The 18,651-nt window shown below is 40.1% G+C and carries 17 protein-coding genes; 12 read left to right on the top strand and 5 right to left on the bottom strand.

All coding sequences use genetic code 11. The features are described from left to right. Positions 1 to 128 precede the first annotated feature (128 nt). From feoA to DD649_RS11195, 3 genes are all read left to right on the top strand, one after another. Positions 129 to 359, top strand: a complete 231-nt coding sequence (gene feoA / locus DD649_RS11205; RefSeq protein WP_294107098.1) for a ferrous iron transporter A — start codon at positions 129 to 131, stop codon at positions 357 to 359. An 84-nt stretch (positions 360 to 443) separates the two neighbouring features. Beyond that, positions 444 to 2,762, top strand: coding sequence for a Fe(2+) transporter permease subunit FeoB (gene feoB, locus DD649_RS11200; RefSeq protein ID WP_294107097.1), 2,319 nt, complete (start codon positions 444 to 446; stop codon positions 2,760 to 2,762). Between the two features lie 11 nt (positions 2,763 to 2,773). Further along, positions 2,774 to 3,007, top strand: coding sequence for a FeoC-like transcriptional regulator (locus DD649_RS11195; RefSeq protein WP_336430711.1), 234 nt, complete (start codon positions 2,774 to 2,776; stop codon positions 3,005 to 3,007). A gap of 16 nt (positions 3,008 to 3,023) precedes the next feature. Here the strand turns inward: DD649_RS11195 and bioH are convergent, their stop codons facing one another. Next, positions 3,024 to 3,803: a pimeloyl-ACP methyl ester esterase BioH gene (bioH, locus tag DD649_RS11190; RefSeq protein ID WP_294107095.1), complete on the bottom strand. Its 780-nt coding sequence runs from the start codon at positions 3,801 to 3,803 to the stop codon at positions 3,024 to 3,026. A 56-nt stretch (positions 3,804 to 3,859) separates the two neighbouring features. Here bioH and DD649_RS11185 point away from each other — a divergent pair, with 56 nt between their 5' ends. The 7 genes from DD649_RS11185 to DD649_RS11155 all read left to right on the top strand — a co-directional run bounded on the left by DD649_RS11185 (position 3,860) and on the right by DD649_RS11155 (position 11,117). Next, positions 3,860 to 4,552 carry a DNA utilization protein GntX gene (locus DD649_RS11185; protein WP_294107185.1) on the top strand — a complete coding sequence of 231 codons (693 nt, stop codon included), beginning with the start codon at positions 3,860 to 3,862 and terminating at the stop codon, positions 4,550 to 4,552. A gap of 63 nt (positions 4,553 to 4,615) precedes the next feature. Continuing rightward, on the top strand, positions 4,616 to 5,194 hold the full coding sequence (nfuA, locus tag DD649_RS11180; RefSeq protein WP_294107094.1) for a Fe-S biogenesis protein NfuA: 579 nt from the start codon (positions 4,616 to 4,618) through the stop codon (positions 5,192 to 5,194). A gap of 101 nt (positions 5,195 to 5,295) precedes the next feature. Next, positions 5,296 to 5,619: a thiosulfate sulfurtransferase GlpE gene (gene glpE / locus DD649_RS11175; protein WP_294107093.1), complete on the top strand. Its 324-nt coding sequence runs from the start codon at positions 5,296 to 5,298 to the stop codon at positions 5,617 to 5,619. 16 nt (positions 5,620 to 5,635) lie between these two features. After that, on the top strand, positions 5,636 to 6,484 hold the full coding sequence (glpG, locus tag DD649_RS11170; protein ID WP_294107092.1) for a rhomboid family intramembrane serine protease GlpG: 849 nt from the start codon (positions 5,636 to 5,638) through the stop codon (positions 6,482 to 6,484). Between the two features lie 29 nt (positions 6,485 to 6,513). Then, positions 6,514 to 7,272: a DeoR/GlpR family transcriptional regulator gene (locus tag DD649_RS11165; protein ID WP_294107091.1), complete on the top strand. Its 759-nt coding sequence runs from the start codon at positions 6,514 to 6,516 to the stop codon at positions 7,270 to 7,272. A 378-nt stretch (positions 7,273 to 7,650) separates the two neighbouring features. Further along, positions 7,651 to 9,153, top strand: a complete 1,503-nt coding sequence (gene glpD, locus DD649_RS11160; RefSeq protein ID WP_294107090.1) for a glycerol-3-phosphate dehydrogenase — start codon at positions 7,651 to 7,653, stop codon at positions 9,151 to 9,153. Positions 9,154 to 9,545: 392 nt separating this feature from the next. Beyond that, positions 9,546 to 11,117, top strand: a complete 1,572-nt coding sequence (locus tag DD649_RS11155; protein WP_294107089.1) for an ATP-binding cassette domain-containing protein — start codon at positions 9,546 to 9,548, stop codon at positions 11,115 to 11,117. Between the two features lie 31 nt (positions 11,118 to 11,148). Here DD649_RS11155 and DD649_RS11150 read toward each other — a convergent pair whose 3' ends face one another. The 3 genes from DD649_RS11150 to DD649_RS11140 are packed head-to-tail and all read right to left on the bottom strand — an operon-like array spanning position 11,149 to position 12,624. Next, a complete protein-coding gene (locus DD649_RS11150; protein WP_294107088.1) occupies positions 11,149 to 11,670 on the bottom strand; it encodes a DUF2569 family protein in 522 nt (173 codons plus the stop codon). A 12-nt stretch (positions 11,671 to 11,682) separates the two neighbouring features. Beyond that, the gene (locus DD649_RS11145) at positions 11,683 to 12,039 is read right to left on the bottom strand and encodes a DUF488 domain-containing protein (RefSeq protein WP_294107087.1); all 357 of its coding nucleotides are present in this window, start codon (positions 12,037 to 12,039) and stop codon (positions 11,683 to 11,685) included. 36 nt (positions 12,040 to 12,075) lie between these two features. Then, the gene (locus DD649_RS11140) at positions 12,076 to 12,624 is read right to left on the bottom strand and encodes a DUF2569 domain-containing protein (protein WP_294107086.1); all 549 of its coding nucleotides are present in this window, start codon (positions 12,622 to 12,624) and stop codon (positions 12,076 to 12,078) included. A 237-nt stretch (positions 12,625 to 12,861) separates the two neighbouring features. Between DD649_RS11140 and DD649_RS11135 the strand changes: the two genes are divergently transcribed. Further along, a complete protein-coding gene (locus tag DD649_RS11135; RefSeq protein WP_294107085.1) occupies positions 12,862 to 13,764 on the top strand; it encodes a 3-methyladenine DNA glycosylase 2 in 903 nt (300 codons plus the stop codon). Between the two features lie 729 nt (positions 13,765 to 14,493). Here DD649_RS11135 and poxB read toward each other — a convergent pair. Next, entirely contained in the window at positions 14,494 to 16,218 is a 1,725-nt protein-coding gene (poxB, locus tag DD649_RS11130) for a ubiquinone-dependent pyruvate dehydrogenase (RefSeq protein WP_294107084.1), read from the bottom strand. Positions 16,219 to 17,133: 915 nt separating this feature from the next. Between poxB and proP the strand changes: the two genes are divergently transcribed. After that, a complete protein-coding gene (gene proP / locus DD649_RS11125) occupies positions 17,134 to 18,636 on the top strand; it encodes a glycine betaine/L-proline transporter ProP (RefSeq protein ID WP_294107083.1) in 1,503 nt (500 codons plus the stop codon). The last annotated feature ends 15 nt before the right edge of the window (positions 18,637 to 18,651 follow it).

Below are 18,651 nucleotides of genomic sequence, written 5' to 3'. Positions count from 1 at the left end.
GCAGATGATTATGATTATCATTGTTAATTAGATTAATTTTTGTTTTTCGTCGCATTTATCACGGAAGCATCTATTATTTTAATAATAATTATCAATATTGTTATTCATTAAAATTATTGGAAGGCAACATGGCTATACTTCCTCATTGCAGTTATAAAATACTTGGTTTCTCACCAGAGATAAGCCCCGCTTATAGACAAAAATTACTTTCCCTTGGCTTATTGCCGGGGTCCATATTTAAGGTGGTTCGTGTCGCACCTTTTGGTGACCCTGTTCAAATAGAAACCCATCGAGTCAGCTTAGTTTTACGTAAAAAAGATTTAGCATTATTGAATCTAGACGAAACACCAACTGCGTAAAAATAAGTCATCGGTCTCGATAAGATTCTTATTGTAACTATTGGCAAGACTCTCCACTGGCAAATACATTTATTGGCAAACACTATGAAACCACTCACTATCGGCCTAATCGGCAATCCCAACGCCGGTAAAACAACACTCTTTAATCAGCTTACTGGTTCGCGCCAACGGGTAGGTAACTGGGCAGGTGTCACTGTCGAACGAAAAGTTGGCCGCTTCCATACCGCGGATCATAAAATAGAGCTAGTTGATCTTCCTGGCACCTATTCACTGACCACCATTTCGGAACAAACCTCTCTTGATGAACAGATTGCCTGTTATTTCATTTTGAGCGGCGAAGCCGATATGCTAATTAACGTCGTTGATGCCTCTAACTTAGAGCGAAATCTCTACTTAACGCTGCAATTAGTTGAATTAGGCGTACCTTGTATTGTTGCGCTGAATATGTTGGATATTGCGCAAAGCCAACATATTGATATCGATATAGAGAAACTGGAAAAACAACTCGGATGCCCTGTTATTCCAATGGTATCCACCCGTGCAACTGGTATTGATAAGCTGAAAAAAGCTATCGATAGCCAACCACAAAATAACCTACAAGCGTTAGTCCAATATCCCCCTCAATTATTAGATGCTGTCGATTCATTATCAGAACAAATTTCAGCACAACAATTTAGCCAACAACAACGCCGCTGGTTATCCTTACAAATATTAGAAGGCGATATCTATAGTCGTCAGCGAGCCAATATTTCAGAAACGCAGCTTGCCGATATTCGCTTACGCTTAAATGAACATCTACATGAAGAACCTGAATTATTAATTGCGGATGCACGTTATCAATCTATCGCCACAATTTGTAATGCTGCAATTAATAATAGTGCCGCTGAACCCAACAAACTTACTCAATCACTTGATAAATACATTCTGAATCGTTGGCTTGGCGTGCCTGTTTTCTTATTCGTGATGTACCTGATGTTTGTCTTAGCCATCAATATTGGTGGCGCATTACAACCTTTCTTTGAAGGTGCATCCGAGGCGATATTTATTCACGGTATTCAATGGACTGGTGCCTATTTTAACTTCCCTGAATGGCTAACCATTTTCCTCGCTCAAGGGGTCGGTGGTGGTATCAATACAGTTCTCCCATTAGTGCCGCAAATCGGGATGATGTACCTATTCTTATCGTTATTAGAAGATTCAGGTTATATGGCTCGTGCTGCTTTTGTGATGGATAGGCTCATGCAAGCACTGGGCTTACCGGGTAAATCTTTTGTGCCTTTGATTGTAGGATTTGGTTGTAACGTCCCATCAATTATGGGTGCCCGTACACTCGATGCTCCACGGGAAAGACTGATTACAGTATTAATGGCACCCTTTATGTCATGTGGTGCACGACTCGCTATTTTCGCTGTATTCGCTGCCGCTTTCTTTGGTAAAAATGGCGCCAGTATAGTTTTTTCTTTATACCTTCTCGGTATTGTGGTCGCTATTTTAACTGGGTTGTTATTAAAACATACGCTCATGCGCGGCGAAGCATCACCGTTTGTGATGGAGTTGCCGGTTTATCATGTCCCTCACCTCAAAACGTTATTGATTCAAACTTGGCAGCGTTTAAAAGGCTTTGTGATCCGCGCAGGTAAAGTCATCGTAGTTGCCAGTATTTTTATTGGCGCGCTCAATAGCTTTTCATTTTCAGGTAAACCTGTTGATAGCATTAATGATTCAGCCCTTGCTTCCGTAAGTAAAGTGATTACTCCGGTTCTTCAACCCATTGGCGTTCACGCTGATAACTGGCAAGCAACGGTTGGGTTGATCACGGGTGCAATGGCGAAAGAAGTGGTGGTCGGTACCTTGAATACACTGTATACCGCAGAAGCGATTACTGCGGAACCTTTCGATGCCGCATCATTTAATTTACTCGAAGAATTAGAAGATGCCGTTTCTGAAACTTGGGATAGTTTGAAAAATACATTTACACTAAGCGCGCTATCCAACCCTATCGAAGCGAGTAAAGGGGATGGTGAAATGGAATCCGGTTCAATGGGCACCATGGCGGCTAAATTTGGCTCTGGTATTGCGGCTTATAGCTATCTGATTTTCGTCTTGCTGTATGTGCCTTGCGTGTCTGTGATGGGTGCGATTGCTCGCGAAACCAATAAAAGTTGGATGATGTTCTCTATTCTTTGGGGACTCAACGTTGCCTATAGCCTTTCAGCTTTATTCTATCAAATCGCAACATTTAGTGAGCATCCACAAAGTAGTTTAATTACCATTGCAGCCGTTGTTCTGTTTAACATTGTGTTGTTTGTTCTCCTACGTCGTATGCGTAGCCGAGTAACCCTCAATCTGCAAACTAAAACAGCGAAACAGTGTTCTGATTGCTCAAGTAGTGCTTGTCACTAAAGGAAAATATGATGGTCAGCCTGCTTCAAGTGAGAGACTTAATTGCTTTATATGGGCAAGCTGACCTCGAATTACTCAGTGAACAATTGCATACTCCAGCCCCACTGATTAAAGCAATGGCGGAAAAATTAGTTAGTTTAGACAAAATAGAAAAGGTCGATGTCAGTGCATGTTTAACAGGGGTCAGCTGCAAAGGCTGCCCTGAGAGTCAAGATTGTGCACATTTTGTGTATAAAATTAAGTGATTCAAATTTTAGTTATCTACTCTACCAAACGACACTGAAAATCTAATAAATATTCACAGAACTCATCAGGATGGGAAATAAATGGTGCATGGGCACTATTACGCATCACGATAGAAGGAGAGTCCGGGTACATTTTATCTAATAACGTCGCGACCTTACGTGGTACTAAACCATCTAAGTAACCGTAAATGCGCAAAAAAGGCACATATAAATTTTTCAATTCATCTCGTAAATCTTCTGTGCGCAGTGATTCAAGACCCGCGTTTAACGCCTCAACCGTTGGCATTGGTTGTTCCAAAACAACCGATTTTAGCAATCTAGCATCATTACGCGCACTTTCAGTGCCTAAAGTTTGCAAGGCTAAAAAACGTTCAACTGTACGATGGAAGTCAGCAGATAATTGATGTTCAAAGCCAAGCAAGACCTCAGGTTTAATCCCCGGCCAGCCACTTTCATTCGCCTTGAAGCAAGGGGAAGATGCCACAGAAATTAGGCCTTTAATTTCTTGTTGGTGATCCAGAGCAATGCGACTAGCGACTAATCCACCTAATGACCATCCTAACCACATTGCATTTTTAGGCGCTAATTCCCACACCGTATCCGCCATTGACTGTACATTCATTGGTGCGAAATCATGACTACGACCATAACCCGGCAAGTCAACCAAATGAATGCGAAAATGGGAAGTGATTCGCGGAATTATCGTTTGCCAAACTTGCGCATTCAGTCCCCATCCGTGTAGCAGCACAAGATCTTGTTTTCCTTCGCCGACGGTCTGCCAATATAGCGTTGTCATGGTTACACTCTCTTTTAATTCGGAATCAGCCAACTATATCTATGATAACAATATCTATGCTAACAATAGAAGGGAACTGTTGGCTATGCCAACAACCATTAAAATTACCATGTCAGGGCGTCTGTAGTTTTTGTTTAAAAAGTATCCCCTTAATGCCACAATGTTGCCCACGCTGTGCATTGCCTTATGAGCCTCATGATGAGCAATTATTAGCATGTGGACGTTGCTTAAAGCAACCTCCTGCATGGCAACAATTAATCACTGTCAGCCCCTACCAAGCGCCGTTAAGAAAACTCATTCATCGCTATAAATTTAATAAACAGCCTCAGTTAGCCTTTGTTATTGCGAGAATTTTTTTACTTTTTTGGCTGATGGGCTATCGTCAGAATCAATGGAAAAAACCCGATTTGCTCGTCTCTATCCCAATGCATCCACATCGATTATGGCAACGTGGATTCGATCATATGGCACTAATTGGTGAAAAATTGTCCACATGGCTCAATATCCCTTATTCGGGAAATTCATTAACGCGCACTCGTGATACACTGGCTCAGATAACATTAGAACGGGAATACCGCCTAAGCAACCTAAAAGGTGCATTTACGCTAACCACTACAGTTTCAGGGTTACACATTGCTATCATCGATGATGTCATTACCACCGGTGCCACGATGAATACTGCCGCACAATTGCTGATTTGTGCTGGAGCGCATACTGTTGATGCGTGGTCCTTGTGTCGCACCTTGTAGGAAAGGGGTAAATGGGCGTATTATAACCAACGAAAGCAGTCAACTATTATTGAGCAAATGATTATGATTAATATTACAGAAGCAGCACAGGCTCATTTTGCCAAGTTGTTGGAAAATCAAGAGCCAAACACCCAGATCCGAGTATTTGTCATTAACCCAGGCACACCAACTGCTGAATGTGGCGTATCTTATTGCCCACCAGGTGCAGTTGAAGCGACTGATAAAGAACTCAAGTTCGAAAAAATCTCAGCCTATGTTGATGAAATTAGCGCACCATTTTTGGATGATGCTGAAATTGACTTCGTCACTGACCAACTAGGTTCACAACTAACGCTCAAAGCGCCTAACGCTAAAATGCGTAAAGTTTCTGACGATGCCTCATTAATTGAGCGCGTTGAATATGTTTTACAATCACAAATTAACCCTCAGTTAGCGGGTCATGGTGGTCGTGTTTCCCTAATGGAAATCACTGATGATGGTTTTGCTATCCTGCAATTTGGTGGTGGTTGTAATGGTTGCTCCATGGTCGATGTCACCTTAAAAGAAGGCATCGAAAAAGAGTTACTTAAAATGTTCGAAGGCGAGCTAAAAGGCGTTAAAGACTTGACCGAACATCAACGTGGCGACCACTCGTTCTACTAGATCCCAAAGACTAGATTTATTTTTATTTGGCACCCGAGCATGATTAACGGGTGCCAGCTTTCCTGTATTCGCAAGAGTTTGCCCTTACAATTCGGTATTTTATGGATCATTTTGAGATAATAACACCTGAACAGGCTCATCAGTACTGGTTAAACAAGACCGCTGTACTTGTGGATGTACGCGATCCACAAAGTTTTCGTGCTGGCCATGCAAGTGGCGCTTATCACCTAACCAATGAATCAATCACTGCGTTTTTAGAACAAACTGATTATGAACAGCCGGTTATGGTCATGTGTTACCACGGGCACAGTAGCCAAGGCGCTGCACAATACCTGATTAATATTGGTTTTGAATCTGTTTACAGTATCAGCGGCGGATTCGAAGCATGGTTAAGGGAATATCCACAAGCCGTTACGGCTCTCTAAACGAGAAATCGCATTCATGACCCATATCACTTCTTTTGCTAACCCAAGAATGGCGCAAGCATTCGTTGACTATATGGCTAGTCAAAATATTCATCTGCGAATACAGCCATCATCCGAACAGCAGCAACAGTTTGAACTTTGGTTAGACGATGAGCAGCATCTTTCACAAGTTCGCCATGAACTTGATGTATTTTTGCAAGATCCGAACCATCCCCGTTATCTCGCCGCAAGTTGGCAAACCGGCAATACGGATGCGCAATTCCAATATCGCAACTACCTCACCCTCCGTTATTTAAAAGAGCAATCAGGCCCATTAACGATAGCCATTATTCTGTTATCCGTTGTGGTTTATCTGTGGGTCGTCATGACCGATGCTCGGGAAGTTTTGCGCTATTTAGCTTGGCCTATAGGCGATCAACAAACTGAATTATGGCGTTGGTTTAGCCCTGCCATTGTTCACTTTTCAATTTCACATATCGGTTTCAATCTTGCACTCTGGTGGTTTCTCGCCGGCCAAGTTGAACGCAAGCTCGGTAGTGGTAAGCTGTTCACCATTTTATTAGTCTCTGCATTGTTTAGTAATTGGGGACAATCACTGTTTAGTGAAAATAATTTTGGCGGATTATCCGGTGTGGTTTATGCCCTTGTCAGCTACGTTTGGCTAACGGGTGAGCGCCGACCTGAATTGGGAATTGGTGTACCTCGTGGATTGATGATCTTCTCAATTGTCTGGCTCTTTTTCGGTTATTTCGATATTTTAGGTATGCATATTGCCAATGCCGCACATACTTCAGGGTTAATTATCGGCTTATTGATGGGAGTATGGGATAATAGGCACAGTTTTAAACACCAGAGCTCCAAATAAAATTATTTTAATAATTAGAGGCTAACGCTGTGAAACAAACCCAGAGACATGATGCAATTATTGAACTTGTGCGTCTTCAGGGATATGTCAGTACTGAAGAACTTGTCGAACATTTTGAGGTCAGCCCTCAAACAATTCGTCGAGACCTCAACGATCTCGCTGAACAGAATAAAATCCAACGACATCACGGTGGCGCAGCACTGCCCTCAAGCTCGGTGAATGCAGCTTATAATGACCGTAAAATCATGTGGTCAGACGAAAAAGCGCGAATTGCACAACATGTGGCTAGCCAAATTCCTGATGGTGCGACTTTATTTATTGATATCGGAACAACGCCCGAAGCGGTCGCCCATGCTTTAGTGAATCATAAAAATTTGCGAGTTGTGACCAACAACCTCAATGTCGCTACTCTACTGATGCAAAAAGAAGATTTTCGTTTAATTCTCGCGGGTGGCGAAGTCCGTTCACGAGATGGCGGTATTGTCGGTGAAGCAACCCTCGATTTTATCTCCCAATTCAGGCTCGATTACGGCATTCTAGGTATCAGTGGTATTGATATGGATGGCTCATTATTAGAGTTTGATTATCATGAAGTTCGCACCAAACGCGCCATTATTGAAAACTCGCGTTGCGTAATGTTAGTTACCGACCATTCAAAATTTGGCCGTAATGCCATGGTAAACCTCGGTAATATGAACCTAATTGATTATTTATTTACTGACCAACAACCACCTGACAGTATTCTCAAAGTGATTGAACAACATAACGTTCAGCTCGAACTGTGTTAAAAAATAGCCTTCCATGATGGTAGCCACGCTGCCATCATTCCCCTCTATATTTTCGATCCCTAGATTTTATTTTCCTTTACTCATTAGCAAATTATTCATACACAAAATAATTCACATTACAGCTAGGCGGCAAACGAGGATATCCCAATGAGCGTACATTAGTACGTGATTTGGGTAGCCGAGTGCTGCCAACAACGCTGTGGCGCGAAGTATGAAGTGTATCTGCACAAGGTATGAAGTGTATAAAACTTGTTACCTATATCACGCACTTGTTATATTTATATCGATTACTAGTTGGCATATTAATGAAATTTGACTACAATCAAATGAGCGAAAACGAACATATTTGAAAGTATTTCGAACATCTCAGGGGTATGCATGGAAACTAAAGACTTGATTGTAATTGGCGGCGGAATTAACGGCGCTGGTATTGCGGCTGATGCTGCAGGCCGTGGACTGTCAGTATTGCTGCTTGAAGCTCAAGACTTGGCGAGTGCAACCTCATCAGCGAGCTCAAAACTTATCCATGGTGGCTTACGTTACCTTGAACATTATGAGTTCAGGTTAGTCAGTGAAGCGCTTGCTGAGCGAGAAGTCCTATTACGGTTAGCACCGCACATTGCCTTCCCAATGCGCTTTCGCCTTCCTCACCAACCGCACTTACGCCCTGCATGGATGATCCGTATTGGCTTATTCCTGTATGACCATTTGGGAAAACGCGTTAGCCTACCAAGCAGTAAGAGTTTGAAATTTAGCCAAAACTCCGTGCTTAAACCGGAGCTGGCGAAAGGTTTCGAATATTCAGATTGCTGGGTTGATGATGCGCGTTTAGTCGTGTTAAACGCTCAAGAAGTCGTTCGTAAACAAGGTGAAGTCCGCACTCGAACAAAAGTCACTCGTGCATATCGTGAAAATGGTTTGTGGATTGTGGAAGCACAAGACCTCCGCACTGGCGAAACCGAAACCTGGAAAGCCAAAGGCCTCGTGAATGCAACAGGACCTTGGGTAAAAGAATTCTTTGATGATGGTTTGAAATTAAAATCACCTTATGGCATTCGCCTTATCAAAGGTAGCCATATTGTGGTGCGCCGCGCACATGATGAGCCACAAGCTTATATCTTACAAAACGAAGATAATCGTATTGTGTTTGTCATTCCTTGGATGGATGAGTTTTCAATCATTGGAACCACCGATGTTGAATATAACGGCGATCCAAAAAATGTCAAAATTGATGAAAATGAAGTCAACTACCTGTTAAAAGTCTATAACGACCACTTTAAAAAACAGCTAGGTAAAGATGATATCGTGTGGGATTACTCTGGTGTTCGTCCGCTGTGTGATGATGAGTCTGATTCACCACAGGCAATCACTCGTGACTACACCTTAGATATTCATGATGAAAATGGTCAAGCACCACTGTTATCTGTCTTTGGTGGTAAATTAACCACTTATCGTAAGCTTGCTGAAGCGGCAGTCACTAAGCTGGCAAGTTACTACCCAAATGCGGGCAGTCCTTGGACAAAAAACGGTCAGCTACCGGGTGGTGATATTGAAGGTTGTGACCGTGATGGTTATTCACGCCTGTTACGCCAACGCTATCAATGGCTTCCTGAGGGACTTGCCTTACGTTATGCAAGAACCTATGGCAGCAACAGCAAATTGATCCTTGAAGGTGCTAATTCACTTAGCGACCTTGGTGAAGCATTTGGCAATAACGTCTATGAAGCAGAATTACGTTATTTAGTGAAAAATGAATGGGTTGTTGAACTAGATGATGCTATTTGGCGTCGGACTAAATTGGGTATGTGGCTGAATGATGAAGAAAAACAACGCATTGCACAATGGTTAGCAAACACAATGGTTAGCAAACACAGTGGTTAGCAGAACAAACTAAAACTGCTGAACTGGTGCAATAATCCAAACGTAAAAATAGAATCTCGTTGTTATAGTAAGTTGTAGATTGAAAGCAGTCTCGTTGTAAAATAAACGCCGGTCAGTGTTTACTGACTGGCGCTTTATTTTTAGATACGGGCTGAGGTTGTACAAATTGATTTAGTTTGCTTATAATATGTGCTCACATTTTTACACGTTAGCCTAATCACACTAACGTCAATTAGCAGGTATTCCTCACGATGAACTAAGCACTGCCAGAAAATATTTTCCAATACCGTGTTTCGGTATTCATTTTTCTGTTCCTGGCGGGCAATAGTTATCATCCTATCTTATTCGAAAGATAATCTTCGTTGTCTGCCCTCTATTTATTGGAGGTATCTATGACGGCTGCTTGTCACTTTTCACAACTCAATATCGAATTTAATCAAACTGCACTTTTTCCACCGTTAAGTGGCACTCTGTTTTGCCAAAAAAATGCCTTAGTCGGTAATAATGGTAAGGGAAAATCCGTGCTAATGCGTATGCTCGCCCAAATATTAACACCCACATCAGGTCACATTCACTGGAACATCCCATTCATTCACGTTGATCAACTGACTCGTCTAACAGGCAACACGCTTATCGATGCCTTAGGGATTAGTGAACTTTATCAAGCATTTGCTCGCATTAATGCGGGTAATGGCACATTAGTCGATTTTGAATTAGTTGAAGATAAATGGCATTACCCTGCGACATGGCAAAGCCTGCTCGATTCCGCAAATCTGCCTATCTCGATGGAAACACCTATTGCGTATCTCAGTGGAGGAGAACGTACTCGCCTTGCGCTTTGCCGCGCTTTTTTGCATCCCAATCATTTTTTATTACTCGATGAGCCAGATAACCACCTCGATACTGAAGGTCGCCAATGGTTAAGTGAAAAACTGGCACAACACACCGCAGGGAGTTTGGTTATTACTCACAACCGAACACTATTAGCCCATATGCAGAATATTCTAGAGCTCACTGACAAGGGTCTGCATGAATATGGTGGAAATTATGCCTTGTATGATGAGCAACGAAAATTTGAACTAGCCGCTATTGAAGCCGAATCGGAGAGGCTTGATAAGCATATTCGTCATGAGAAACAGCAACAACAAGCCATATTACAAAAAGCAGCTCAACGGCGTAAGCAAGGTGAAAAAGTACGCTCAAGTGGATCGCAGTCCTTGTTATTACTGGATATGAAAAAAAATAGAGCAGAGAAAAGGCAATCGAACGTTGCTGAACGACACCAGCGCGTTATTGGCGATTTACACGATCAGTTACAACAAAGCCAAGATAAAATCATTCATACCAAACCCCAAAAAATGTATTTAAAATATCAAGGTGATGGTCGTAAAGTCACTGTATTTGCTGCTGATTTACACTTACCTTACGGTTATCAAGCTCCTCTATCGTTTACTGCATACAGTGGTGAGCATTGGCATATAAAGGGGCACAACGGTAGTGGAAAATCGACCTTACTTAAAGTACTTGCGGGTCATATCCAAGCGCTATCAGGAGAGTATCGTATCAGTGGTGAGTTTTGCTATTTAGACCAACACTTAAATCTATTAGATAAATCGTTGCCCGTCGCCGAAGCATTACACCACTATCAACCTGCTTTTACTGTTGAGCAATGGCGCACACAACTTGGGATGTTACGTATTCGAGGGGATAAATCATTACAACCATTACATCTGCTCAGTGGTGGGGAGCAACTTAAAACCACCTTACTAGCTTTAACTCATAGTCCCACCCCACCCGCAGTGCTATTACTTGATGAGCCCGATAATCACTTAGATTTAGATTCAAAACAATTACTTGAAAATTTATTGAATGAATATCAAGGCACTTTATTTTTAGTTTCTCATGATAATGTATTTATTGAGCAATGTAATATCACCCATGAATTAAATCTCTCTAGTCAATAAACAAACAAGGCTGCCCTATGGCAGCCTATTTCTAGCGAATAAAGGTATTTTTCACACGACTGGAAACCAAAAAGTAAGGGATCCAAATGACACAATAAAAACCGCTATTAACCGCAGTGATTAAATTTGAATAATTAATCTCTAGGCCAAAATAATTAGGGAAAACAAAACGAGCCCCAATAATCACCACCAGATAAATAATCATTGAAATGATAAACAAGAGCTTGGCGCTTTTTTTCCATTTAATTGCTGCGATAAAAGTCCATAACAGTAAAGCAATTAATAGGCCATAGCCCATTTGTAATAAATAAAATGCAGATGCAAAACCCGAAACATAAAAATCAGAATCTATTTGAGTCGCTAATGGCCAAGCAATTTTTACTTGGCTAATCTCTTGTAGCATCATGCTGATAGCTTTATAGAACATATAAAATAGCCCTATAAGCGGTAAAATAAGCCATCCACCAATGCCTTGAACAGGTACTTTTTGCACATGTTGAGCGGTAACATGAGAAACCTGTTGTTCCCCCTGAGATAACTGACGGGTTTCCATTCTAATAACCTTCTATTTACCTTGTATCTTTTCTTCAATAAATGCTTTAAGCACTTTCGCCTGATTATGTTGCGTATCTTTTGCACTATATAATAAGGTTAAATGACCTTGCTTTGCCTTTTCGACTAACGGCTGCCAAGCGGATTCATTATTATTGAGCTCTTGGCGATATTGCGTAATAAATTGTTCAAATTGATCTGTATTTTGATGAAACCATTTTCGCAATTCATTGGAGGGAGCAACAGCTTTATTCCACTCATCACACTGTAAATCCGTCTTTTTAATTCCTCTTGGCCATAATCTATCAATTAACACGCGATAACCATCTTCAAGAGAGGTGGCGTCATAAACTCTTTTACAATAAATCATCAACTTACCTCTTATTATCGTGAGTTAGACTATGACTTAGTTTACAAACGTATTTTTAACTCTCACGGAAAGTAAAAAATAGGGGATCCAAATCGCACAACTGACAAGGACTCGACTAATATCTTTAATATCTGAAGGTTCAAATTCTAAATCAAGCAATGTCATTGCTAACACAATATCTGAGACAACTAGCACCAAAGAAAATAACTGGAAGAAAATATAAACTTTAATCGCTATTTTTTTCTTGGTAAAAAATACATAACATAAAAACAAGAGTACGGAATAAAGAATCGAGTTACCTAAGATTTCGAAGTAAATTAATTCTTTGAATAAAGGAATAAATGAATCTGATAGCGGATTAGTTAATGCATCCCAATATTCAATCACTTCAATATTTTGAGCATAAATCGTCGCGGGCAAAACAAAAATAGATAAAATAATGCCCAACATTGGCAAAATAAGCCATCCACCAAAACCCGTTAACTCATTTTTTATTTTTGGCGCAGGGGCAGTTGGCATGGCAGGAGGTATCGCGTCGAAAGACTGCTGTGGTATTTTATCTTGAGATGGCTCATGATTGTTCATCTAAACATCCTTGAATTGTATCATACTCATACTTTCGCTTTATTCTGAACTAAGCACTTTTATAGGCTCCAACTATCACCGCAAATCTGTCATGATTGTTTTATCAGACTAACTATATTGCTTCTTTTCCTCATTCAAATACAACTATATTAAGCACAATATCATATTTGAATGGTAAATTATGAGTAACCAAATGCGCTTCTTAATAATAAAGAAAAGTCCTATAAGGTGATGACCATGCCAACGCTATTACTGCCAGAGCACTTTCGCTGCGATGATTTTTTTGCATTTCATTTAAGAGATCAACAAAACATTGCGGAAATTGTTGAGAATAAACAGTTACGTAAAGGCATTATTTGGCATAACAACCCTGCGCAAATAAACCTTCGTATCGATAACCAGCAAGCTATCATTTCACTCGATATCGACTCATCCAAACTTGACTCATTAAAAAACACATCAGATGAAGAACAAATCGTGGCTCTTGGAAAAAATTTGTTAGGTCTTCATCAAGGAGTAGAACAATTTGAAGAATGTTATTTAACTGACCCTCGGTTGGGGAAACTGATTAAAAACCAACGAGGTTTACGGATTTATCAATCTGCCAGCCCATTTGAAGCCCTCGTTTGGGCCATTATCGGTCAACAAATCAGCGTTCATGCCGCAATTGCCATTCGCCGCCGGTTTATTCAGGCTGTCGGAATGCAGCACTCATCAGGCATCTGGTGTTTTCCTAACGAGCAACAAGTCAACCAAGTCGATGATGATACTCTTCGCCAAACCGGCTTTTCTACCGGCAAAATTGTCGCTTTGCGGGCACTATGTGATGCAATCAAAAACCAACAACTTGATTTATCTGTACAAATAACCTCATCCAATGTTGCCCATCTCACGGAGCAGTTATTAAGTATAAAAGGTATTGGACCATGGACAGTGAGCTACGCCTTACTTCGGGGCTTTAATTATCTCGATGGTTCTTTACATGGCGATGTAGCAGTGCGACGTAATTTGCAAATATTACTAACACAAGATGAACAACCTAACGCCAAAGAAACTGAAAAATGGTTAGCACAATATTCCCCATGGCGAGCCTTAGTGGCAGCACATTTATGGCGCAGTCAGTCGGCCGCGGGTTATTAGTGATAGAAATGAGAAAGAAGAGAAACTGGGCAAAAAAAGTTTGTTTTGTGGCACAGAACGGTTGAGTATGCCTGAGATGAGAACATGAGAATTAAGTTTACTGAGGGGCTAAAACGATAAAAGCCCTGACGTTAATACGTTCAGGGCTTTTAAGATACTGCCAACTTAATTTTTAACATTAATGACTACTAATTTAGTGTTACTTTGATACTACGTTTAAAATGTACAAATTTATTACGATATGGTGACTAACTGACTCCATATAATATTCGTTTATAAAACTGTTATCTCATCAAGACAAGAGTAACAGATAAACAGTACACTCTCCCACGCGATATATACTATTGATGCGTTGCCTTACTCCCCGTTGCTGACCATTGCAGCCGCAACCAAAAAGCACTATCCAAGCCTTACATCATCGCGTTTACACTCTTTAGCGATTGCAATGTGCTATCGCTGAACTGCTTGTCACAGCGTGTTTCTGTGCTGTTGATACTTAATCTACATGTTTTAAATTATATGTCAATACTGTATTTATTTACATATATTATTCATTGAAATGATGGGTTCAAAAGACCAGGAAAATCAGTAATACCGTCTCTGAAAAATAAAATATCGTGGCGTAATGAATGAAATTATTATTAAAAATACCCCAAATAAAAACCCCATTCAACCTAGCGAATTCACACTATATTGAATGAGGTTTTAAAAATTCACCACATCAATGAATTAGCGCAGCCAGTTAGTTTTAACCAGTTGAACAACTTCATCGCCACGGCCACTCATAATTGCTTTCATCATATATAAGCTAAATCCTTTAGCTTCTTGCGCCTCAATTTCTGGCGGCATTGATAGCTCTTGTTTTGCTGTCAACACATCGACAATAACCGGACCATCATGAGCAAAAGCTTCTTTTAATGCACCGTCAAGATCTTCACTTTTCTCAACTCGGATACCTTTAATACCCGCAGCATTGGCAATCGCAGCAAAATTAGGATTATGTAAATCAGTGCCAGCCGTTAAGAAACCTGCAACTTTCATTTCCATTGCCACAAAGCCCAAAACACCATTGTTATGAATGATAATTTTGACTGGAAGCTGCATTTGCGTCAGGGAAATAAAATCTCCCATCAACATACTGAAACCACCATCACCACACATGGCAATAACTTGACGTTTTTTATCAACAGATTGTGCGCCCAATGCTTGTGGCATCGCATTTGCCATTGAACCGTGATTAAAAGAGCCTATCAGGCGGCGTTTACCGTTCATTTTTAAATAGCGCGCAGCCCATACAGTTGGTGTGCCAACATCACAAGTAAAAATGGCATCGTCATTTGCCAACTCACTAATTTTAGTCGCCAGATATTGCGGATGAATAAGACCTTCATGTCCCGGCTTCGCTAAATCATCTAGCCCTTTACGCGCTTCGGCGTAATGCTTCAAAGCACCGTCTAAATGTTTTTGATCTTGTTTAGCCTGCAAATGTGGTTGTAATGCAGTAAGCGTTGATTTGATATCGCCAATAAGCCCCATATCAATATGACAATGAGAACCTAGACTACCTGCATTAATATCTATCTGAATAATTTTTGCATCTGTTGGGTAGAACGGGCGATAAGGAAATTGGGTACCTAATAACACCACAGTATCCGCATTCATCATTGCATGGTAGCCCGATGAAAAGCCGATTAACCCAGTCATACCAACGCTATACGGGTTATCCCACTCAATATGTTCTTTACCGCGCAGGGCGTGAACTACAGGTGCTTTTAGAGTTTCAGCCAATTTAACCACTTCATCGTGAGCACCAGCACAACCGTTACCACAAAATAACGTGATATTTTTAGATTGATTCAAGGCTTCGGCCAATTTTTCAATCTCAGTACGTTGTGGCATGATCAACGGAGCTTGTGGCTGATACCACGTATCTTTAGCGGTTTCTGGTGCATCTTTCAACGCAATATCCCCAGGGATCACAACAACAGATACCCCTTTATTAAGGATAGCTTTGCGCATTGCAATGCCTAAGACCTGTTGAATTTGCTCTGGATTAGTGACCATCTCACAGTAATGACTGCATTCACGGAAGAGTTCTGTCGGATGTGTTTCTTGGAAATAATTACTACCAATTTCACTTGAAGGAATATGAGCTGCGATAGCTAATACAGGCACTCGATTACGATGGCAATCATATAATCCATTAATAAGATGCATATTACCTGGACCACAAGAACCTGCACAAACCGCTAAGTTTCCTGTTAACTGAGCCTCTGCCCCTGCGGCAAATGCAGCGACTTCTTCATGACGAGTTCCTAGCCATTCAATAGCACCTTGACGGCGCAAGCTATCTGTTAAACCGTTTAATGAATCTCCAGTAACGCCCCAGATACGTTCAACACCTGCATTATCAAGAACTTTAGCAATGTAGGATGCAATACTCTGTTTTTTCATAATGGCACTCTTTTTAAGTCAGATAATTAGGTTATTTGCAGATATTCTTCATATGCTGCAATACTCACTCATTCTCAAATGCTTGGGCAATAATTGAATTGATTGTAGCTAAAGAAATAGTCTATTCCTACCGACTAAATTAAATATAAAACAGAACAATACAATAACCTGTTAATATCAAAAGAAGAACTAAGTATCAGCATAAATATGGATTGTATTGGTCACATAAAGAAATCATCAAATTTAGACTATCGCAAAAAATTTATTATCAACTTAGTCAAAATTAATATTACGTTGCTGTTGTACTAATCAAATTTATTTTTACACATAAAAAATCTATCGATATTACCAATGATTAACAACCCTATTTGAGCTAGTTCCATTAAAACATGCGGTAATTACCAATTGATTTTAAATTAGTAATTTTCACTTTAAAATCATACAAGTAAAACAAAACCACCCATTAAATCTAGCTTTCATACAAAAGTCAGCATTTACATTCAATTTAAAGTATTAATACTGGATTAAAATCACGTTATTTTACAACATTTCGAAATTATTGTATGATAGATACCATGTTCAGCTATTAGATGGTGACTTTTTTGCTTCATTTACAACAATCTTCACAGCCATGTTCTTTGTCATTAAATCAACTTCAATATTATTCTCATGATTTTTTTTCGCTATATTCCTGCCTACGGTAACCTAATCAAAAAATAGCTGATACAAATCAATAAAATCAGCAAAATATCATTTTCACTTTCAAATAATGTTTAAATAATTTATGTATTGTTCATATAACGACTATTCTAAATATTAAGCACTTGCTCTTTATCCAAAAAACTCAGATGTGAAAAACCTACATTTTGAATGTCGTTTAAAAAGTTCTTAATATTCAGATAACAGGATGGCTCCATGAAATTTAGAAAAAAAAGAGAAAAACCGTTAAATATTAATGATATTACTATCATTGATGACGGTAAGTTAAAAAAAGCAATCACCGCTGCTTCGCTGGGTAATGCGATGGAATGGTTTGACTTTGGTGTATATGGCTTTCTAGCCTATGTACTAGGTCAAGTGTTCTTTCCGGACGCATCACCGAGCGTTCAGATGATTGCCGCATTAGCCACTTTTTCAGTACCTTTTTTAGTTAGGCCACTCGGAGGACTTGTATTTGGTGTCCTAGGTGATAAATATGGTCGACAAAAAGTATTGTCGATGACCATTATCATTATGGCAATCAGTACCTTTTGTATAGGGTTAATTCCTTCATATAACAGCATCGGTATCTGGGCACCGATACTATTACTTATTGCTAAACTAGCTCAAGGGTTCTCAGTCGGTGGCGAGTATTCAGGTGCCGCTATCTTCGTTGCAGAGTATTCACCCGACCGTAAACGTGGCTTTATGGGAAGCTGGTTAGATTTCGGTTCAATTGCCGGTTTTGTACTAGGTGCAGGTGTCGTAGTACTGATTTCAAGTATTCTAGGGGAAGAAAGTTTTCACGATTGGGGCTGGAGAATTCCATTTTTCTTAGCACTTCCTTTAGGGATTATTGGTCTTTATTTACGTCATTCTCTTGAAGAAACCCCTGCATTCCAACAACATATTGAAGCGTTAGAAAAACAAGATAAAGCCAATATTCAAAACCCACCGAAAGTTTCTTTCCGTGAAGTGGCGACTAAATATTGGAAAAGTTTGATGATTTGTGTCGGCTTAGTGATCGCAACTAATGTAACTTATTATATGTTGCTGACTTATATGCCAAGTTATTTATCACATAACCTGAATTACTCAACCGACCATGGTGTGCTAATTATTATTGCCATTATGATGGGTATGTTATTTGTTCAGCCATTGATTGGGTTGATGAGTGACAGAATAGGCCGTCGTCCTTTTGTCATCGCAGGTAGTGTAGGTCTTATTTTCTTAGCCTATCCGGCCTTTATGTTGATCAACAGTGGTTCTGTCGGCTTAATTTTTGTTGGTTTATTAATTCTAGCTGTATTATTAAATTGTTTTACGGGTGTAATGGCATCAATTTTACCCGCTATTTTTCCAACCCATATTCGTTACAGTGCTTTAGCAATCGCCTTTAATATTTCAGTATTAATTGCAGGTGCAACACCAACAGCAGCAGCATGGTTAGTCGAATCAACCCATGATCTGTATATGCCAGCCTATTATCTGATGGTGATCGCCGCTATCGGTTTGCTAACCGGTATTAAAATGCCAGAAACTGCAAATAAGCCATTAAGAGGCGCGACTCCTGCGGCTTCAGATAAAGCAGAGGCAAAAGAGATCTTATCTGAGCACTTTGACAACATTGAACAAAAAGTTGAAGATATTGAAAAAGAAATTGCTGAACTTGAGAAAAAACGTCAATCTTTGATCAATCAGCACCCTAAATTGGATTAACCTTTTCAAAGGCAA

This window comes from Providencia sp. (assembly GCF_003533305.1).
Classification (GTDB): Bacteria; Pseudomonadota; Gammaproteobacteria; order Enterobacterales; family Enterobacteriaceae; genus Providencia.
The sequence above is the reverse complement of the archived record's forward strand: the minus strand, read 5'-3'. Positions and strand labels throughout refer to the sequence as shown.